14 protein-coding genes are annotated in these 19,046 nt (G+C 73.2%); 13 read left to right on the top strand and 1 reads right to left on the bottom strand.

The genetic code is table 11. From position 1 onward, the window contains the following. The 12 genes from ACFXG1_RS14985 to ACFXG1_RS14930 all read left to right on the top strand — a co-directional run. Window positions 1-2,571, top strand: a 2,571-nt coding sequence (locus ACFXG1_RS14985) for a ribonuclease E/G (protein ID WP_384742712.1), incomplete at its 5' end; no start/stop codon positions are given. A 358-nt stretch (window positions 2,572-2,929) separates the two neighbouring features. Next, window positions 2,930-3,250 (top strand): 50S ribosomal protein L21, encoded by a 321-nt coding sequence (gene rplU, locus ACFXG1_RS14980; RefSeq protein WP_056558958.1) that lies wholly within the window; start codon window positions 2,930-2,932, stop codon window positions 3,248-3,250. A gap of 14 nt (window positions 3,251-3,264) precedes the next feature. Then, window positions 3,265-3,519, top strand: coding sequence for a 50S ribosomal protein L27 (gene rpmA, locus ACFXG1_RS14975; protein WP_006349338.1), 255 nt, complete (start codon window positions 3,265-3,267; stop codon window positions 3,517-3,519). 231 nt (window positions 3,520-3,750) lie between these two features. Next, window positions 3,751-5,190 carry a GTPase ObgE gene (gene obgE, locus ACFXG1_RS14970; protein ID WP_384742707.1) on the top strand — a complete coding sequence of 480 codons (1,440 nt, stop codon included), beginning with the start codon at window positions 3,751-3,753 and terminating at the stop codon, window positions 5,188-5,190. A gap of 392 nt (window positions 5,191-5,582) precedes the next feature. Then, window positions 5,583-7,802: a glycosyltransferase gene (locus ACFXG1_RS14965; RefSeq protein ID WP_384742704.1), complete on the top strand. Its 2,220-nt coding sequence runs from the start codon at window positions 5,583-5,585 to the stop codon at window positions 7,800-7,802. 281 nt (window positions 7,803-8,083) lie between these two features. Further along, window positions 8,084-9,583 (top strand): SDR family NAD(P)-dependent oxidoreductase, encoded by a 1,500-nt coding sequence (locus ACFXG1_RS14960; RefSeq protein ID WP_384720419.1) that lies wholly within the window; start codon window positions 8,084-8,086, stop codon window positions 9,581-9,583. 144 nt (window positions 9,584-9,727) lie between these two features. After that, window positions 9,728-11,914, top strand: a complete 2,187-nt coding sequence (locus tag ACFXG1_RS14955) for a hypothetical protein (protein WP_384742701.1) — start codon at window positions 9,728-9,730, stop codon at window positions 11,912-11,914. A gap of 182 nt (window positions 11,915-12,096) precedes the next feature. Continuing rightward, window positions 12,097-13,224: a glutamate 5-kinase gene (gene proB, locus ACFXG1_RS14950; RefSeq protein WP_384713901.1), complete on the top strand. Its 1,128-nt coding sequence runs from the start codon at window positions 12,097-12,099 to the stop codon at window positions 13,222-13,224. A gap of 135 nt (window positions 13,225-13,359) precedes the next feature. Continuing rightward, window positions 13,360-13,872 (top strand): hypothetical protein, encoded by a 513-nt coding sequence (locus tag ACFXG1_RS14945; protein ID WP_384713898.1) that lies wholly within the window; start codon window positions 13,360-13,362, stop codon window positions 13,870-13,872. Between the two features lie 181 nt (window positions 13,873-14,053). Further along, on the top strand, window positions 14,054-15,340 hold the full coding sequence (locus tag ACFXG1_RS14940; RefSeq protein WP_384713895.1) for a glutamate-5-semialdehyde dehydrogenase: 1,287 nt from the start codon (window positions 14,054-14,056) through the stop codon (window positions 15,338-15,340). 66 nt (window positions 15,341-15,406) lie between these two features. Next, window positions 15,407-15,940, top strand: a complete 534-nt coding sequence (locus ACFXG1_RS14935; RefSeq protein ID WP_384713892.1) for a hypothetical protein — start codon at window positions 15,407-15,409, stop codon at window positions 15,938-15,940. 222 nt (window positions 15,941-16,162) lie between these two features. Next, entirely contained in the window at window positions 16,163-17,395 is a 1,233-nt protein-coding gene (locus ACFXG1_RS14930) for a hypothetical protein (protein ID WP_384742696.1), read from the top strand. An 88-nt stretch (window positions 17,396-17,483) separates the two neighbouring features. On the opposite strand, the gene ACFXG1_RS14925 is transcribed toward ACFXG1_RS14930, so the two are convergent. Next, entirely contained in the window at window positions 17,484-18,584 is a 1,101-nt protein-coding gene (locus ACFXG1_RS14925; protein WP_384713886.1) for a M48 family metallopeptidase, read from the bottom strand. Window positions 18,585-18,889: 305 nt separating this feature from the next. On the opposite strand from ACFXG1_RS14925, the gene ACFXG1_RS14920 reads away from it, so the two are divergent. After that, window positions 18,890-19,042 carry a hypothetical protein gene (locus tag ACFXG1_RS14920; protein ID WP_384713883.1) on the top strand — a complete coding sequence of 51 codons (153 nt, stop codon included), beginning with the start codon at window positions 18,890-18,892 and terminating at the stop codon, window positions 19,040-19,042. Window positions 19,043-19,046 lie beyond the last annotated feature (4 nt).

Raw genomic sequence — 19,046 nt, 5'->3', positions numbered from 1 at the left:
TCCGACACGTCCGCCGAGGACGAGACCGACGCGGACGCGGACGCCGAATACGACGCCGCGGACGCCGACGCCGAGCAGGAGGAGACGGCCGGCGGCGGCGCGGGCTCCGCCAGCAGCCGTCGCCGCCGCCGTCGCCGTCGTCGCAGCGGTGACCACGGCGGAGACGAGGAGCCGGGCGCCGGCGACCCGGAGCGCACGGTCGTCAAGGTCCGCGAGCCCCGTACCCGTACCCGTGAGGAGGCGTCCGACGAGGTCCAGTCCATCAAGGGCTCGACGCGTCTGGAGGCCAAGAAGCAGCGTCGCCGCGAGGGCCGCGAGCAGGGCCGGCGCCGGGTTCCGATCATCACCGAGGCCGAGTTCCTGGCCCGCCGTGAGGCCGTCGAGCGCGTCATGGTCGTCCGCCAGAGCGGCGAGCGCACCCAGATCGGCGTGCTGGAGGACGACATCCTCGTCGAGCACTACGTCAACAAGGAGCAGTCGACGTCGTACGTCGGCAATGTCTACCTGGGCAAGGTGCAGAACGTCCTGCCGTCGATGGAGGCCGCCTTCGTCGACATCGGCAAGGGCCGCAACGCCGTCCTGTACGCCGGTGAGGTCAACTTCGAGGCGCTCGGCCTGGCCCACGGCCCGCGCCGGATCGAGTCGGCCCTCAAGTCCGGCCAGTCCGTGCTGGTCCAGGTCACCAAGGACCCGATCGGCCACAAGGGCGCCCGGCTGACCAGCCAGGTCTCCCTCCCCGGCCGTTACCTCGTGTACGTGCCCGAGGGCTCGATGACCGGTATCAGCCGTAAGCTGCCCGACACCGAGCGGGCCCGGCTGAAGACCATCCTCAAGAAGATCGTTCCCGAGGACGCGGGCGTCATCGTGCGCACCGCCGCCGAGGGCGCGAGCGAGGACGAGCTGCGCCGCGACGTCGAGCGGCTGCAGGCGCAGTGGGAAGAGATCGCGAAGAAGGCGAAGGGCGGCGGCGCGCCGACCCTGCTCTACGGCGAGCCGGACATGACGGTCCGGGTCGTACGGGACATCTTCAACGAGGACTTTTCCAAGGTCATCGTCAGCGGTGACGAGGCGTGGGAGACCGTCCACGGCTATGTCTCGCACGTCGCGCCCGATCTCGCCGACCGGCTCCAGCGGTGGACGAGTGAGGTCGACGTCTTCGCGACCTACCGCATCGACGAGCAGCTCATGAAGGCGCTGGACCGGAAGGTCTGGCTGCCCAGCGGCGGCTCGCTGGTGATCGACAAGACCGAGGCCATGATCGTGGTCGACGTCAACACCGGTAAGTTCACCGGCCAGGGCGGCAACCTGGAGGAGACCGTCACCAGGAACAACCTGGAGGCGGCCGAGGAGATCGTGCGCCAGCTCAGGCTGCGCGACCTCGGTGGCATCGTCGTCGTGGACTTCATCGACATGGTGCTGGAGTCCAACCGCGATCTGGTGATGCGCCGGCTGCTGGAGTGCCTGGGCCGGGACCGGACCAAGCACCAGGTGGCGGAGGTGACGTCCCTGGGTCTGGTCCAGATGACCCGTAAGCGGGTCGGCCAGGGCCTGCTGGAGTCCTTCTCCGAGACCTGTGTCCACTGCAACGGCCGCGGCGTCATCGTCCACATGGACCAGGCCACGGCCGCCGGTGGCGGCGGTGGCGGCAAGCGGTCCAAGAAGCGCGGCCGCGGTGGCGACGCCGCCCCGGCGCACGAGCACACCACCACCGACGAGCACGAGCACGAGCACGCGGTCGAGTCGGCGGCGGAGGTCGCCGCCGAGGTGGCCGAGCCGGTCGCGCTCGCCGAGCCCGCCTTCGTACCGGACGAGGAGCTGTACAGCAGCGCCGCCGAGGCGGAGGCCGCGGCTCAGCGCGGCCGTGGCCGCCGCCGGGCGACCCGCAGGGCGTCGGCTCCGGGCGGTGCGCCGAAGACCGCGGCGGTGGAGGCCCCGGCGGCCGTCGAGCCGGTGGCCGCCGAGCCGGTGGCCGAGGCCGCCGCGCCCGTCGCCCCGGTCGCCCCCGTTGAGGTTTCGGCCGCTGAGCCGGAGCAGGCGCCCGAGTCCGCTCCCGCGGGCCGTGGCCGCCGCCGGGCGACGCGTAAGGCGTCCGCCCCGGCCGGTGCGCCGAAGACCGCCGAGGTCGCGGAGCCCGAGGTCGTCGTGGTGGCGAAGGCCGCCGAGCCGGAGCCGCGGGCGACCGTCTCCGAGCCGGCCGAGTCGGCCGGGCAGACCGAGCAGGCCGAGCCGGAGGCCGCCGCGCCGCCGCGGGCGCGCCGCCGGGTGGTCCGTAAGGTCACCGCTCCCGCCGGTTCCCCCACGGGTGCCGGTGAGGGCGACGCGGGCGCGGTCGTGGTGATCGGCTCCGCCGGTGCCGAGGCGCCGGAGGCCGAAGGCGACACCGCGGCCCCGGCCAAGAAGGCGGCCCGCAAGACCGCCAAGAAGGCCACCGCGAAGAAGGCCGCCACCAAGAAGACGGCGGCCAAGAAGAGCGTGGCCAAGAAGACGACCGCGAAGAAGGCCGTCACGAAGAAGACCGCAGCGGCCGCCCAGCAGGCGCCCGGGACGGTCCCGGCGACCACCGAGGGGTGACGCCCGGGGCCGTGAGGCCCCGCTGAACCGAGCCGTGGCCCCCTCCCGCAGTCGTGGGAGGGGGCCACGGCGTTCCGCGTCGTACGGGGCGGGAACCGGGCCTCCGAAGCGCCCCGGGCCGGCCCCGGTGGTGGTGGTCTCCGGCCGGGCCCGGCCCGGTTTGACCCCCGCCGTGACCGCCCCGTACCCTTGGCCGTCGGCGTGTCTGTAGCGCGCCAGCTCCTGAGCATCTTCCTCCAACGGCTGTTTCCGCCGCCGTCAGGAGAGGCCGCTCACCCATCCGGACAGTCACGGTCCCCCGGGCCCGTGCGGGCGGCTGGCTTCAGGGGTTCCCGTTCTGAGCGAAAGAGAGATCCGCGTGTACGCCATCGTGCGCAGCGGTGGCCGTCAGCACAAGGTTGCTGTCGGTGACATCGTTGAGGTTGACAAGATTCCCACCGCCAAGGTTGGCGACACGGTAGAGCTCTCTACCCTGCTCGTTGTCGACGGCGACGCCGTGACCAGCGACCCGTGGGTGCTGGCCGGGATCAAGGTCCAGGCCGAGATCGTGGACCACCACAAGGGCGCCAAGATCGACATCCTTCGCTACAAGAACAAGACCGGCTACCGCCGTCGCCAGGGCCACCGCCAGCAGTACACGGCGATCAAGGTCACCGGCATTCCCGCGGCTGCGAAGTAAGGGACTGAGGAGACATGGCACATAAGAAGGGCGCATCGTCCACCCGGAACGGTCGCGACTCCAACGCTCAGCGGCTCGGCGTGAAGCGCTTCGGCGGTCAGGTCGTCAACGCCGGTGAGATCCTGGTCCGCCAGCGTGGCACGCACTTCCACCCCGGCGCGGGCGTCGGCCGTGGCGGCGACGACACGCTGTTCGCGCTGCAGGCCGGTGCGGTCGAGTTCGGCCGTCACCGTGGCCGCAAGGTCGTGAACATCGTTCCGGTCGCCTGACACAGGCACCAGCCGACACGTTTCGCGAGGGGCGGATCGCGCTCCCGACACGGTTCCCGGGTGTTCCCGGGGCCGTGCGGGAAGCGGGTCCGCCCTTCGCGTGTTAGCAGTAGAGGAGAGGGCGTCGCCCCCGGGGCGCGCGCACTCTCCCCTCGTACGAGATGTACGAGATGTACGAGATCCCGGCCGGTCCCCGGCCAACCTGGCAGTGACCCTTCTGGAGGACATCCCATGACCACCTTCGTGGACCGCGTCGAGCTGTACGCCGCCGCGGGTAACGGAGGCCACGGCTGTGCCTCCGTCCACCGTGAGAAGTTCAAGCCCCTCGGCGGCCCCGACGGCGGCAACGGCGGACGCGGCGGCGATGTGATCCTCGTCGTCGACCAGTCGGTCACCACCCTCCTCGACTACCACCACAGCCCCCACCGGAAGGCCACCAACGGTCAGCCCGGTGAGGGCGGCAACCGCTCGGGCAAGGACGGCAAGGACCTGATCCTGCCGGTGCCGGACGGCACCGTCGTCCTCGACAAGCAGGGCAATGTCCTGGCCGACCTCGTCGGTCACGGCACCAGCTTCGTCGCGGGCCAGGGCGGCCGCGGCGGCCTCGGCAACGCGGCGCTGGCCTCCTCCCGCCGCAAGGCCCCCGGCTTCGCGCTGCTCGGCGAGCCCGGTGAGGCCCGCGATGTGGTGATGGAGCTGAAGACCGTCGCCGACGTGGCCCTCGTCGGCTACCCCTCGGCCGGCAAGTCGTCGCTGATCTCGGTGCTCTCCGCCGCCAAGCCGAAGATCGCGGACTATCCCTTCACGACCCTCGTGCCCAATCTGGGCGTCGTCACGGCCGGATCCACCGTCTACACCATCGCGGACGTCCCCGGTCTGATCCCCGGCGCCAGCCAGGGCAGGGGGCTCGGTCTCGAGTTCCTCCGCCATGTGGAGCGCTGCACGGTGCTCGTCCACGTCCTCGACACCGCCACCCTCGAATCGGACCGCGATCCGCTCTCCGACCTCGACACCATCGAGGAGGAGCTGAAGCAGTACGGCGGCCTGGACGACCGGCCCCGTGTCGTCGTCCTCAACAAGATCGACATCCCGGACGGCCAGGACCTGGCCGAGATGGTCCGCGGTGATCTGGAGTCCCGCGGCTACCGGGTCTTCGAGGCCTCCGCCGTCGCCAGGACGGGCCTGAAGGAGCTGTCGTACGCCCTCGCCGGGATCGTCGCCGAGGCGCGGGCCGCGAAGCCGCGGGAGGAGGCGACCCGGATCGTCATCCGTCCCAAGGCCGTCGACGACACGGGCTTCACCGTCGTCCGCGAGGAGGACGGGCTGTTCCGCGTCCGCGGCGAGAAGCCGGAGCGCTGGGTGCGCCAGACCGACTTCAACAACGACGAGGCCGTCGGCTATCTCGCGGACCGGCTCAACCGCCTCGGGGTGGAGGAGTCGCTGATGAAGGCCGGGGCCCGCGCGGGCGACGGCGTCGCCATCGGCCCCGAGGACAACGCGGTCGTCTTCGACTGGGAGCCGACCGTGATGGCGGGCGCCGAGATGCTCGGCCGCCGCGGTGAGGACCACCGTCTCGACGAGCCGCGCCCGGCGGCGCAGCGCCGCCGCGACCGGGAGGCCGAGCGCGACGACGCCGAGCGCGCGTACGACGACTTCGGTCCCTTCAAGTAGACCGCCGGCCCGGCGCGCCACACGGCGCGCCGGGAGTCTCCCCGCGCCCCGGGTGTAGTGGGCGCGGGGAGCTGCGCGTTGGGCCACGGGCGGTGCGGTGGCCGGTACTTCGCGTCGCCTCCCGCGGCGGATTCCGGTCGCCGGGAGCCCGAGGGCCGCCGGAAGCCACCGGTGGCGCGGGCAAACCCCGCATGAGCCCCTTGCGGCGACCGCGCGGCGCGTCGCACGTCCCGGGTTCGGGAGAATGGAGCCCGCCGCGGCCCGTAGCCCCCGCCACCTCCGCCGTACGCCGTTCGCCATCCACCGTGATGACGCGTCGTACGGCGGACGTCCCGGCTCCGGGCCGGTCGTGAGCGAGTGTCACACCGACCCGGGACAGCGAACGGAGCCTGATGAAGATTTCCTTCCTCATACACTCGATCTACGGCATCGGTGGCACCATCCGCGGCACGCTCAATCTCGCGGAGGCGCTCGCCGGCCGGCATGAGGTGGAGATCGTGTCGGTCCTCCGGCACCACGACATACCCCCGTACACCATCGGCCGGGGCATCGCCCTGGTCGATCTCGTCGACGTCAGGCCCGGCTCCCCGGGCGACGAGTCCGACGACCCCGCCCACCGCGAGCCGTCCGAGGCGATCCCGCCCCGCGAACCCCGGTACGGGCAGTACAGCAAGCTCACCGACGAGCGGATCCGGGCCCATTACGCGGCGTCCGACGCGGATGTCGTCATCGCCACCCGGCCCGCCCTGGTCCCCGCCGTCGCCCCCCACGCCCCGCAGAACGCCGTCCTCATCGGCCAGGAGCACAAGAGCCTGCGGCAGCACACCCCCGAGCTGATCGCCGAACTCGCGCCCCGGCTCGACGTCCTGGACGCCCTGGTCACGCTCACCGCGGCCGACGCCGACGCCTGGCGGGAGCAGCTGCCCGACCCCGACACCCGGGTCGTCGCCGTCCCCCACGGGGTCCCCGAGCCCACCATCGCCCCCGCCGACCCCACCGACCCCGCCCGGCGGACCATCGTCGCCGCGGCGGGCCGCATCACCCGCGAGAAGCAGTACGACGCCCTGCTCCACGCCTTCGCCCGGGTCGTCGCCGCCCACCCCGACTGGCGGCTGCGCCTCTACGGGCCGGGACCCGACCGGGAGCGGATCCGCCGCGTCGCCCACCGGCTCGGCCTGCACAACCGGGTCGAACTGATGGGCTCCTGCGCCGCGATGGAACCCGAGTGGGCCAAGGGCTCCATCGCCGTCAACACCTCCCGCCACGAGTCCTTCGGCATCGGCGTCGTGGAGGCCATGCGGTGCGGGCTGCCGGTCGTCGCCACCGACTGCGACCACGGGCCCCGGGAGATCCTCACCGACGGCGAGAACGGGCTGCTGGCCCCCGTCGGCGACAGCGGCGCCGTCGCCGCGGCGCTGCTCCGGCTCGTCGGGGACGAGGCGCTGCGCCGCCGGCTCGCCGCCGCGGCCGTCGAGCGGGCCCGCGACTTCGACTCGGCGGTGATCGCCGGGCGGTACGAGGAGTTGTTCACGGCCCTCGGAGCGGGACCCGGTCACCGGGCCGCCCCCGCCCCGGGCGTCCGGCCCTTCGCCCCGGTCGCCGACTGCGTCGCCGGGGCCGACGGATCCGTGACCGTACGGATCGTGGAACCGGCCGCCGCCGCGATGAAGTACCCGGGCCTGCGGCTGGTCTGCGCCAGGGCCGAACCGCCCGAGCACGCGTCCGGCGGCGCAGGGTCCGGCAGTGCCGCGTCCGGCGGCGCAGGGTCCGGCGGTGCCGCGTCCGGCGGTCCGGCCCCGGGCGGGAAGAAGGGCCGGGCCGACCGCAGAGGCGGCCGGGGCGGCGGATCGCGCGCCAGGAACGGGGCCCCGGCCGCCGGGAGCGGTGAGAAGGTCTTCCCCTTCGCGCCCGACGGTACGGCCGTCGTCCCGGCGGACGCCGGGCTCGCCGACGGCTACTGGGTCTGCCACGCCGACGACCCGAGGACCGGCCGCCGGGTCGAACTCACCGCCCGCACGGTCGACCAGCGCGGCACGCTGGACGCCGCCGAGCGGTTCGCCCGCGAGGCGGCCGTCCACCACCTCGTGCCGTTCCGCGAACCCCCGGCCCACCGGCTGGCGTTCCGCTCCTGGGTCCGCAGGCAGCACGTCGAAGCCGGCGACATCGCGATCGACGAACACCGGCTGACGCTCACCGGGCGGATCCTCGGCACGGTCGAGCCCGCGGGCGAGCCGACCCTGGTCCTGCGCCGCGGCGGCGATCCGGACGACGAACTCGTCTTCCACGGCACCCGCGAGGGCACCCGCGGCTTCTCCGTCGTCCTCGACTGCGAGACGGTGGCGGACCGCCGCGAACAGGAGGACGAGTCCTGGGAGTTGTGGCTGCGGTACCACCCCGACCACCGGCCGACGGCGGTCGGACGGCTCCTTGACGATGTGCTCCGGAAGAGTGATGTCCGCGGCTGCCCCGAGGTGCTGCTGCACGAGCAGCGGCCCCTGCTCCTGGCCCGCCGGGTGCTCCGGAAGATCCGCGGCCAGGACCAGCGGCTGATCGTGCTGCGGCTGGCCTACGACCCGCTGAACCGGCTCGTCCTCGAACTGCGAAACCGCTGATGAACCGGCCGGCCCCGCCCCTGTGGGCGCGGGGTCGCGGCCCCTCGCCGGGCGGACGGCCGCCGGGCCGTCCGCCCCGCGGCACCCCCCGTGGACACCTCCGGCACCCCCTCGTGCCCGTACGGACCGGGACCGGTGGGTGAACTCCCGTATCCGCATGGTGGGACGACGGCCGGGCGACCGCGTTGCGGGACGGTCACGCAGAGTGTAAGCATCACTCCGCTCCGCACCCGCTCCGTGCCGCTTCGAGGTTAGGTCCGTCTGTGTCCGCTGTCTCCGCCGTGTCCGCACCACATGTAGCCGGCCCGCGCACCACGGCCGTCGTACTCGCGGGGGGCACCGGGCAACGCGTGGGCCTGTCGATCCCCAAGCAGCTGCTGAAGATCGCGGGCAAGGCCGTCATCGAGCACACCCTGGCCGCCTTCGAGGAGGCCGCCGCCGTCGACGACGTGATCGTCCTGATGGCGCCCGGCTTCGTCCCCGACGTCGAACGGATCGTCGCCGGGGCGGGTCTGACGAAGGTACGGCGGGTGATCGAGGGGGGCGCCACCCGCAACGAGACCACCGAGCGGGCCATCGCCGCCATCGGCGAGAGCACGGCGCCCGGCGAGGACGTCAACGTCCTCTTTCACGACGCCGTACGCCCGCTGCTGTCGCAGCGCGTCATCCAGGACTGCGTCGACGCCCTCGGCCGCTACCGGGCCGTCGACGTCGCCATCCCCTCCGCGGACACCATCGTCGTCACCCGCACCCACGGCGAGGACGGCGAGTTCATCACCGACGTCCCCGACCGCTCCCGGCTCCGCCGCGGCCAGACCCCGCAGGCCTTCAAGCTCTCCACGATCCGCAGGGCGTACGAACTCGCCGCCGGCGACCCCAACTTCCAGGCGACCGACGACTGCTCGGTGGTCCTCAAGTACCTGCCGGACGTGCCGATCCATGTCGTCGCGGGCGACGAGTACAACATGAAGGTGACCCAGCCGGTCGACGTCTTCATCGCCGACAAGCTGTTCCAGCTCGCCTCCACCGCGGCCCCCGCCCAGGCGGACGAGGCCGCCTACCGCGAACTCCTCGCCGGACGCACCCTCATCGTCTTCGGCGGCTCGTACGGCATCGGCGCGGACATCGCCGCGCTCGCCCGCGGCTACGGCGCCCGGGTGTACGCCCTGGGGCGCTCCACCACCGGGACCCATGTGGAGAACCCGGAGCACGTGGACGACGCCCTGTCCCGCGCCTACACCGAGACCGGCCGGATCGACTATGTGATCAACACCGCCGGGCTGCTGCGGATCGGCCGGCTCGCCGAGACCGACAACAGCACCATCCTCGAAGCGCTGCACGTCAACTATCTGGCACCGGTGCAGATCGCCCGCGCCGCCTACAAGTACCTGGCCGAGAGCCGGGGCCAGCTCCTGCTCTACACCTCCTCCAGCTACACCCGCGGCCGGGCCGAGTACAGCCTCTACTCGTCCACCAAGGCCGCCATGGTCAATCTGACCCAGGCCCTGGCCGACGAGTGGGCGGCCGACGGGATCAGGGTCAACTGCGTCAACCCCGAGCGCACCGCTACCCCCATGCGCACCCGAGCCTTCGGCCAGGAGCCCGCGGGCAGCCTGCTCTCGTCCGAGGCCGTCGCCCGGACCTCGCTCGACGTCCTGCTCTCCGCGCTGACCGGGCACGTCGTCGACGTACGGCGGCAGGACCCGACCCGGGGCGCGGGTGAGGCCTCCGGGTTCGAGGCGGCGCTGGCCGCGGTGCTCGACCGGCAGAACGCCGTCTGAGCCCCGCCGCTCACCCGTAGCTCCTCCGGCGCCCGCCGCTTCCCCGCCGCCCGCCGCTCCTCCGCCGCTCCCCCTTCGACCAGCCCTTTCCGTACGACTCCCGCCGCTCCTCCCCCTCCTTCCGCCGTCTGGAGCAGGTTCCCCGTGATCTCGACCGCCATGCGCCTGGCGCGCGTCGGCAGCCGGTCCGAACTGGCCGCCGCCGCCCTCATCGGACTCGGCTATCCCGCCGTCCTGCTCGCCGCGCTCCTCCCGCACATCCCCTCCTTCGCGGCGGCCGCCGCCGTCACCTATCTCGCCGACTGGTACCTCCACCACCGGGGCAGCTATCTGGTCAACCGGCTCAGCAAGGTACGGGCCGGGCTCTCCATCCGCTTCCTGCTCCGCCAGCTCCTGCTGGTGCTCCTGCTCGCCCGCGCGGGCCTGGCCGACACGACCCTCTTCTTCACCGCGGTCGCCGGATTCCTCGTCTTCTACGGCCTCCAGGCCCCGCACGGCGCCCTGACGACCCTGATCCGGCTGCACCGCACCCTGCCCGTCGTCACCCGCAACATCACCCCGGGCGGGCTGCGGATCCCGGACGCCCCGCCGCAGATCCTGCTGCGCCGGGCCGCCCAGAAGATGCTCCATCTCGACCTGCCCGCCGTCATCGGGGTACTGACCGCCGCCGCCACCGGCGAGGAGCTCGCCGGCTACGCGGGCGTCGCCACCACCGTCGCCCTCGGCCTGCTCGGCACCGCGGTCCTCGTCCCGTACCTCCTCACCCGCCGGGTGCCGCCCGCCACGGCCGTCCTCGACGCCGTCAACGACTGGCTGCGCGCCTACCGGCCCACCGTCGTCCTCTACTTCTCCGGCAGCGCCGCCTCCGCCTACCAGGTCAATATGTGGCTGGAGACCATGGAGCACATCGACGGCCGCCCGCTGATCCTGATGCGGGAGCGGGAGCTGACCACCAAGCTCAACGAGACCCCGGTCCCCGTCCTCTGCGTCCCCGGCGGCACCCACGCCATGAACCTCGACCTCTCCACCGTCCGGGTCGCGCTCTACGCCGCCAATGTCGGCAAGAACATCCATCTGCTGCGCAGGCCCACCATGAAGCACGTCTTCATCGGCCACGGCGACAGCGACAAGCTCGCCTCCGTCAACCCGTTCAGCAAGGTGTACGACGAGGTGTGGACCGCCGGACGGGCGGGCCGCGACCGCTACGCCGTCGCCGATGTCGGGGTCGGCGACGCGGACATCGCCGAGGTCGGACGCCCGCAGCTGGCGTCCATCACCCCCGCGGACGACCGCGCCGGCACCGTTCATCCGGTCCCGACCGTGCTGTACGCCCCCACCTGGGAGGGCTGGGAGGACGACCCGGGCAATACGTCCCTGCTGCTGGCCGGGGAGAACATCGTCCGGCGGCTGCTGGCGGCCGAACCGCCCGTACGGGTCCTCTACAAGCCGCACCCCTTCACCGGGCTCCGCGACCCCCGGGCCAAGGCCGCCCACGAGCGGGTCACGGCGCTGGTCGAGGCCGCCGCGGCCGAGCGCCGTACCGACCCCCGCTGGGCCGCCGAGCGGGCCAGGGGCAAGGAGCGGCGCGAGTTCGCCGCCGCCCGTACGGCCGCGATCGAAGCCGAACTCGGACGTCTGCGGGGCCCGGCCAGGGCCGGCGGCGACGAGGCCGAACGCTCCCGGGACTCCCTCGCGGACCCCGAGCTGCTGGCGCGGGCCGAGCGGCTGCGGACCGAGGGGAACGAGATGTACTGGAACGCGGCGGGCTGGTGGGAGCACCGCGTCGTCACCGGCAACGAACCCCGGCTCTACGACTGCTTCAACGAGTCCGACGCCCTCGTCTCCGACATCTCCAGCGTCGTCTCCGACTTCATGGCCAGCGGCAAGCCGTACGCGATCACCGACTCGGCCGGCCTGGGCGCCGACGAGTTCCGGCGGCAGAACACCGCGGCCCGCGCCGCGGTGATCCTCGGCAACGACGCCGGCGGTCTCGACCGGCTGCTGGCCGCGGTCGCCGCGCCCGGCGACGACCCGCTGGCGGACGCCCGGCGCGAACTCAAGCACTACCTCCTCGGGCCCGACCACCCCACCGCCATGGAACGGTTCAACGCGGCCGTACGGGCGCTTCAGACGGCGGCGGACGCCCGCAACCGGGGCGTGGAACGCCGGATCGGGGAACAGGCCACCGCCCCGGCCGACGGTTCCGGCCGGTCGGACCGGGCCGACAGGTCCGACCGGTCCGACCGGTCCGACGCGACGGCGACGTCTCCCGCGCCCCCGGCGCCCAGGTCCGGGGCCGACGGCGCGCCGCAGGAGCCCGTCGCGGGCTGACGATCGGGGCCCGGGCCGGGGCCGGCCCGTGCTCGGGGCCGGAACCTGGGCCCGGGCCCGGCTCCGGTCGCGGCAACGATCCCGTCCGGCCGGTGCCCGGATCCGCCGTACTTCGTCCGGAAAGCTGTCCAGCGGGTGAGAAGTCCCGGCGCCGAACCGCCGCCCTGACATAGATTCGGTCCGTGACAGTGGCAAGACAGCAGGTGACACAGGCCCGCAGGATCGTCGTCAAGGTGGGCTCTTCCTCCTTGACGACCGCGTCGGGGGGCCTCGACGCCGACCGTGTCGACGCCCTCGTCGACGTACTCGCCAAGATCCGCAGCGGCGGCGAGAAGGAGATCGTCCTCGTCTCCTCCGGGGCCATCGCCGCCGGTCTCGCCCCGCTCGGCCTCGCCCGCCGTCCCAAGGACCTCGCCCGCCAGCAGGCCGCGGCCAGCGTCGGCCAGGGCCTGCTGGTGGCCCGCTACACCGCGTCCTTCGCGCGGTACGGCGTACGGGTCGGCCAGGTGCTGCTCACCGCCGAGGACACCAGCCGCCGCGCCCACTACCGCAACGCCTACCGCACCCTCGACCAGCTGCTCGCCATGGGCGCGGTCCCCGTCATCAACGAGAACGACACCGTCGCCACCGACGAGATCCGCTTCGGCGACAACGACCGGCTCGCGGCGCTCGTCGCCCATCTCGTCCGGGCCGATCTGCTGGTCCTGCTCTCGGACGTGGACGGTCTCTACGACGGCGACCCGGCCAGGCCGGGGACGACCCGGATCGACGAGGTCCGCGGCCCGGCCGACATCGCGCACGTCGAGATCGGCAGCGCCGGACGGGCGGGCGTCGGCACCGGCGGCATGGTCACCAAGGTCGAGGCGGCCAGGATCGCATCGGCGGCCGGCGTCCCGGTCGTCCTGACCTCCGCCGTCAGGGCCGCCGACGCGCTCGCGGGCCGCTCCACGGGTACGTACTTCCACCGCACCGGACGGCGCTCCGCCGACCGGCTCCTGTGGCTGGCCCACGCCTCCACCCCCCAAGGCGCGCTCGTCCTCGACGACGGCGCGGTCCTGGCGGTCGTCCAGGGCCGTAAATCGCTGCTCCCGGCCGGGATCAGCGCCGTCGAGGGCGACTTCACCGCGGGCGACCCGGTCGAACTGCGCGACGCCCGGGGCCGGGCCGTCGCCCGGGGCCTGGTCAACTACGACGCCAAGGAACTCCCGGCGCTGCTGGGCCGCTCCACCCGCGAACTGGCCGTCGAACTCGGTCCGCAATACGAGAGGGAGGTCGTACACAGGGACGATCTCGTCGTGATGCACCCCTGAAACGGCTGAAACCACAGCCAACCAACAGGGACCTTTACCAAAACCGCCCCACGTCCGGTCCGGGGCTGGTCAACTTTGTTGCGGGGGGCACTGCGGGGGCGGGGCACCACGACATACGCAATCAGGAGGCCGCCTGTGACCATCGCGCGCCCGGGGGACATGCCCCGAGGGAACAACGGCGTCCGCTGCGTCCACGGAACGGCGGGCCCCGAACGGTCCGGCTCGGCGGCGGGCCACACGGCACGGCCCGAGCGGACCCTGACGAGCGTCGGCGACGGCGCCGTCGCCGACACCGAGGACCACGCCCAGTCCAAGCTGTGGCACATCACCCTGAGCGTCTCCGGGGCCGAGGCCCCGCTGACGGAGGTCCGCCGGGGGCTCGAACAGCTCGCCCACGACCATCCCTTCCTGCTGACCAGCCGCTACGCCAACGACCACGCCGAGATCCGGTACTGGGAGGAGGCCCGCGACCTCCACGACGCGGCGGCCGTCGCCCTGCGCCTGTGGGGCGAGCACCGCGCCACGGCGAAGCTGCCGCCGTGGACGATCGTCGGCCTGGAGGTCATCGACCGGCAGACCTACCACCAGCGCCTCGCGGAGGGCTACGGCCCGCCCCCGGCGGCCCGGATCGGCGTCCACCCGTTCTGAGCCCGCCCCGGCCGGCCGCCCCGCCCGCCCCGGCCGGGCCTGTCGCGGCGGCCGGGACGTCCCGACCGCGCGGGATGTCCGGCCGCCCGGGATGTCCCGGGGCACGGGACCCGGGGCACGGGACGTCTCGGAGTGCGGGATGGGGGAGGGGGCGCGGACACCGGCCCATTACCCTGCGGGTATGACGACGCCGCTCACCCCGCAGGACTCTCTCAACCCCGTCGGCCGGGTCGCGCTGGCCGCCCGTGCCGCCGCCGCGCAGCTCGCGCCGCTGCCGCGCGCGGCCAAGGACGCCGCGCTGCTGGCCGTCGCGGACGCGCTGGAGGCCAGGACGGACGAGATCGTCGCGGCCAACGCCGAGGACGTGGCCCGCGCCCGGGAGGCCGGGACGAGCGAGTCGATCGTGGACCGGCTGACCCTGACCCCGGAGCGCGTCCGGACCATCGCGGCCGACGTCCGGGACGTCGCGGCCCTGCCGGACCCCGTCGGCGAGGTCGTCCGCGGCTCCACCCTCCCCAACGGCCTCGACCTGCGCCAGGTCCGGGTGCCGCTCGGTGTCGTCGGCATCGTCTACGAGGCCCGGCCGAACGTCACCGCGGACGCCGCCGCACTCTGCCTCAAGTCCGGCAACGCCGTCCTGCTGCGCGGCTCGTCCTCCGCGTACGCCTCCAACACGGCCCTCGTCCGGGTGATCCGTGACGCCCTGGAGTCCGCCGGGATCCCCGCGGACGCCGTCCAGCTCGTCCCCGGCGAGTCCCGCGAATCCGTCCAGCAGCTGATGCGGGCCCGCGGCCTGGTGGACGTCCTCATCCCGCGGGGCGGCGCCGGACTCATCCGCACGGTGGTGGAGGAGTCGATCGTCCCCGTCATCGAGACCGGTACCGGCAACTGCCATGTGTACGTGGACGCCGAGGCCGACCTCGACATGGCCGTCTCGGTGCTCGTCAACTCCAAGGCCCAGCGCCCCAGCGTCTGCAACGCCGCCGAGACGCTCCTCGTCCACCGGGACATCGCCCCCGCCTTCCTGCCCCGGGCGCTCGACGCGCTCGCCGAGGCCGGGGTCACCGTCCACGGCGACGAGCGCGTCCTGGCAGGCGCCGGGGACACCAAGGCCACGCTCGTCGCGGCGACGGACGAGGACTGGGAGACGGAGTACCTGTCGTACGACATCGCGGCGGCCGTGGTGGACTCGCTCGACGACGCCGTGGCGCACATCCGGCGCTGGTCGTCCGGGCACACCGAGGCCATCGTCACCACCTCCCAGGCGGCCGCCCGCCGCTTCACCCAATTGGTGGATTCGACGACCGTCGCGGTCAACGCCTCCACCCGCTTCACCGACGGCGGCCAGTTCGGCTTCGGCGCGGAGATCGGGATCTCCACCCAGAAGCTGCACGCCCGCGGGCCCATGGGCCTGCCCGAGCTGACCTCGACGAAGTACATCCTCACCGGCGACGGACACACCCGATAGCACGGGACCGGGGAGAGTTCGCCGTCCGTCTGCCCAAACATGGCGCCCGGGTCTACTCTGAAAGACGTGCCGGACGACGTGGGGGGCAGGCCGTTCCCGGACGGCTGGGAGCCCGACGACGACGACCGCGGAGGCGCGGACGAGGACTTCGCCCCCGTGGTGTTCGACGAGGACTTCGTCAGCGCGGCCACCGTCCACGAGCCCTCCGCGGTCGAGCGTCTGCTGGCCGCCGCGCAGGCCCGTGCGGAGGCCGAGGCGGCCCGGGCCGGGTCGGGCGCCGGCCCCACGGACGACGAGCCCTACGAGGGCTACTACGGCGCGGAGCGCCCTTACGACGACGGCCACCCCGACGACTGGTCCGGCCCTTACGGCCCGCACGGCGGCGCCCTCCGCCCCTACCGGGGCACCGCCCACTGGCACCGCCCGGTCGCCTGGGCGCTCGCCCTGCTGATGGGCATCGGCATGGTCGCCCTCGCCTTCACCGCGGTCTACCGGGGCGCGGCCGGCAGCCGCCAGGACCAGATCCCGCCCCCCGCCACCACAGGCGTCGACACCCCCCGGCTCCCCGGCTCCACCCCGGTCCCGACCCCGCCCCATTAGACGCGCGGGGTGGCCGGGCGGTGGCGGTGGCGCGCCGTAGGGCGTTGACGCGGAGTCCCGTCCGCGCGTGGGCGTGGGTTGCTCGCGCGGTTCCCCGCCCCTCCACGCATGACGGCGTCGGGGGCGCTGTGAGCAACCCGCACGGCCCCCCGTAAGCCCTCCGCGGGAGGTTCGGTCGGGTGGACGCGTTTACCGGAGCGCCCGGGGACCAACCCTCACAGTATGGCCGGGCGCGGCGATCCGCCCGAGGAGCCGACCGACGGGCTCCCCGGCGGTGGAGAGGACGAGTACGGAGCCGTCGTCTTCGACGACTCCTTCGTCCGGGCTGCCCGGCTCCGGGAGTACTCGGCCCAGGAACGGTCCGGCCCGGACGCGCGAGCCGTCCACGCCCTGGCGCCCGCGCGGCCGTCGCCCGCGCCGTACGCCCGCCCCGGCCCTGGCGGGGCCTGGGTGGTGATTCTGCTGGCCCTGATGGTCGCGCTGGCCTTCGCCATGGCGGTTCATTTCGGGCTGCGCCGCTCTGCGGGCCCGGCCGCCGCGCCGCCCGGGACCGAACCTCCCCGGATCACCGTGATTCCGCTGACGCCTTCCGGCCGGGTCCCCGGTGCGACACTCGCCGAGCTGTTACGGCACGGCCCGGCCGCCCACCATCGCATCGGCGCCTCGGGCATCACCCTGCCCGGAGCCCGCGCCACCCGGGACTTCTCCGAGAGCGACGTCCTGTCGGCGCTGACCGTCGCCAAGGAGTATCTGGTGGTGTCGTCGCTGGACCCGGCCGTCCTCACCGGCGCCACCGACCGCCCCGTCCGCATTCTGCTGACCGCGCGCCAACTCGATGCCTTCGAACGGAGCGTCGGCACTCCGCCCCATCCGACGGCGGGTCCCTCCACGCCCTCGTCAGCCGCCGCGGGCACCGGCTCGCCGAGCCCCGCCCGGTCCCCGGACTCCCGTACGGCTCCGGCCGCCGGGTGGCTGGTCAGATTCGACCCGGGGGAGGTCGCCCTCGCCGATACCGCGATCCGGGTCCACGGCACCCTCGACTACGCCGAGACCGCGCCGGGCACCCTGGAGATCACCTCCCGCCACACCTTCACCTACCTTCTCCGCCCCGCCGCCGGGGCCGACGGCCCCGCCGCTCCGGCCGCCTCCGCCGCCTCCGGGGCGGCGTCGCTCTTCGTCGTCCAGCGCGAACTGCGGTTCCGGTTCGACCACGAGGACCTCGCGCGTCATCAGACCGAGGTCGTCTCCAGCCGGGCCCGGGTGGGTCCGCATTCCTGCTCCGCGGATCTCTCCCGGGAGCTGCGGCCCCTCCTGGCGGGCGAGTCGGCGTCCCCCGGGGGCCCGGCGGCCACGGATCCGTATGCCATCGGGCCGGGCCCCGCGGTCGCCGTCTGCGGCACTCTCGCCGACTCGGCCCAGCCCGCCCCCGCACCGGGCCCGCCGCCCCCGCCATGACGCCCGCGGCCCCGGCACCGGGCCCGCCGGCTCCTCCGGTGCCCCGGGGTGACCCGGGCCCCGGAGCCGCCGTTGCCGGGCGCCCGGCTCAGCTCTGCCCGCCGCCACCGTTGCCGCCGCCGCTGCCGGACTCGCGGGGACCGCTGCCGTTGTCCCGGCCGCCGCCCCCTCCGCCGCCGAACTTGTCGCGCAGCTTGCCCCCGAGGTCACCCGCGCCGCCCGCTATGTCGCCGACCAGCTTCATCAGCGGATCCTTGCTCGTGCGCACCGTGTCCGCGTAGTGCGAGGCGGACTCCCGGATGGAGTCGGTCACCGAGGTGTCCTTGTCTTCGGTCCGCCGGGGGTAGTGGCCGTCCATGATCCGCTGGTAGTCGCGGCTCTCCGCCCACTTCTTCAGCTCGGCCGCCCGGACCGTGGTGAACGGGTGCGACCGCGGCAGCACATTCATGATCTTGAGGACGGAGTCCCGCAGATCGCCGCCCGCCTCGTACTCCTCGGCCTGGCGGAGGAACGCGTCCACATTCATCTCGTGCAGATGATTGCCACCGGCGATCTTCATCAGACCGCGCATGGACGCCTGGAGGTCCTGTCCCACCAACAGCCCCGCCCGGTCGGCCGACAACTCCGACTTGCGGAACCACTCCCGGAGCGCCGTGACGATCGCCATGATCGCCACATTGCCCAGCGGCACCCAGGCGATCTTCAGCGCCAGATTCGTCAGGAACAGCAGGATCGTGCGGTAGACGCTGTGGCCCGACAGCGCGTGGCCCACCTCGTGGCCCACGACCGCCCGCATCTCCTCCTCGTCGAGCAGCTCCACCAGGCCCGTGGTGACCACGATGATCGGCTCGTCGAGACCGATGCACATCGCGTTCGGACGGGGGTCCTGGGTGACGTACATCGACGGGACCTTCTCCAGGTCGAGGATGTAGCACGCGTCCCGCAGCATGGCGTTCAGATAGGCGAACTGCTCATCGCTCACCCGGACGGAGTCGGAGAGGAACAGCAGCCGCAGACTCCGCTCGGGCAGCAGTCCGCTCAGCGCCTTGAAGACGGTGTCGAAACCGCTGAGCTTGCGCAGGGCGACCAGCGCCGAGCGGTCAGCGGGGTGTTCGTACGCCCGGGACGAGATGCCGGGGAAGCGCTTGCGCTGCCTGCTCGGCACGTTCTCATGACTGCTTTCGGTCATTCCAGCCCCCTGTATAGCCGTATCAGCCCAATAGCCGTAGAGCCCATTGGTGCACATGGTGCGATCGGACGGCTCGTCCCCCCGACTGGCTCCAGCGTAGGTGCTGCCCCCGAGGGGTGCCGGAGCCTGTGGACAACTCCGGGACCCGCCGTCGCCCGTCCGGCGTCCCGCCGTCACGGCACCGGCTTCACGGCACCGCGACCTCCACAACGACCGAGTCGGCGTGAGCGTGCCCGACCCGCCCGCATACGATGTGTGCCCGAAGTCCCTCCGCCCCGTTCCCGATCGAATAGGTCCCGCAGAAGATGAGCCTCGCCAGCACCTCCGCCAGCCTCGTTCCCCTCGCCGCCGACACCGTGCGCCACCCCAGCCTCAGCCCGATCCTCGTCGGCGCCGGCGCCTTGGTCGCCCTGCTTCTGCTGCTCTGGATCACCGTCAGTTTCAACCGCGACCGCTGAGCCT

Source organism: Streptomyces sp. NPDC059248, assembly GCF_042753905.1.
Taxonomy (GTDB): Bacteria; Actinomycetota; Actinomycetes; order Streptomycetales; family Streptomycetaceae; genus Streptomyces.
The sequence above is the reverse complement of the archived record's forward strand: the minus strand, read 5'-3'. Positions and strand labels throughout refer to the sequence as shown.

Bases quoted from the DNA above. Each gene is read 5' to 3' on its own strand.
- ACFXG1_RS14930 (WP_384742696.1), top strand. From the start codon at position 16,163: ATGGCCGGGCGCGGCGATCCGCCCGAGGAGCCGACCGACGGGCTCCCC.
- ACFXG1_RS14920 (WP_384713883.1), top strand. From the start codon at position 18,890: ATGAGCCTCGCCAGCACCTCCGCCAGCCTCGTTCCCCTCGCCGCCGAC.
- ACFXG1_RS14965 (WP_384742704.1), top strand. From the start codon at position 5,583: ATGAAGATTTCCTTCCTCATACACTCGATCTACGGCATCGGTGGCACC.
- rpmA (WP_006349338.1), top strand. From the start codon at position 3,265: ATGGCACATAAGAAGGGCGCATCGTCCACCCGGAACGGTCGCGACTCC.
- ACFXG1_RS14925 (WP_384713886.1), bottom strand. From the start codon at position 18,584: ATGACCGAAAGCAGTCATGAGAACGTGCCGAGCAGGCAGCGCAAGCGC.
- ACFXG1_RS14940 (WP_384713895.1), top strand. From the start codon at position 14,054: ATGACGACGCCGCTCACCCCGCAGGACTCTCTCAACCCCGTCGGCCGG.
- obgE (WP_384742707.1), top strand. From the start codon at position 3,751: ATGACCACCTTCGTGGACCGCGTCGAGCTGTACGCCGCCGCGGGTAAC.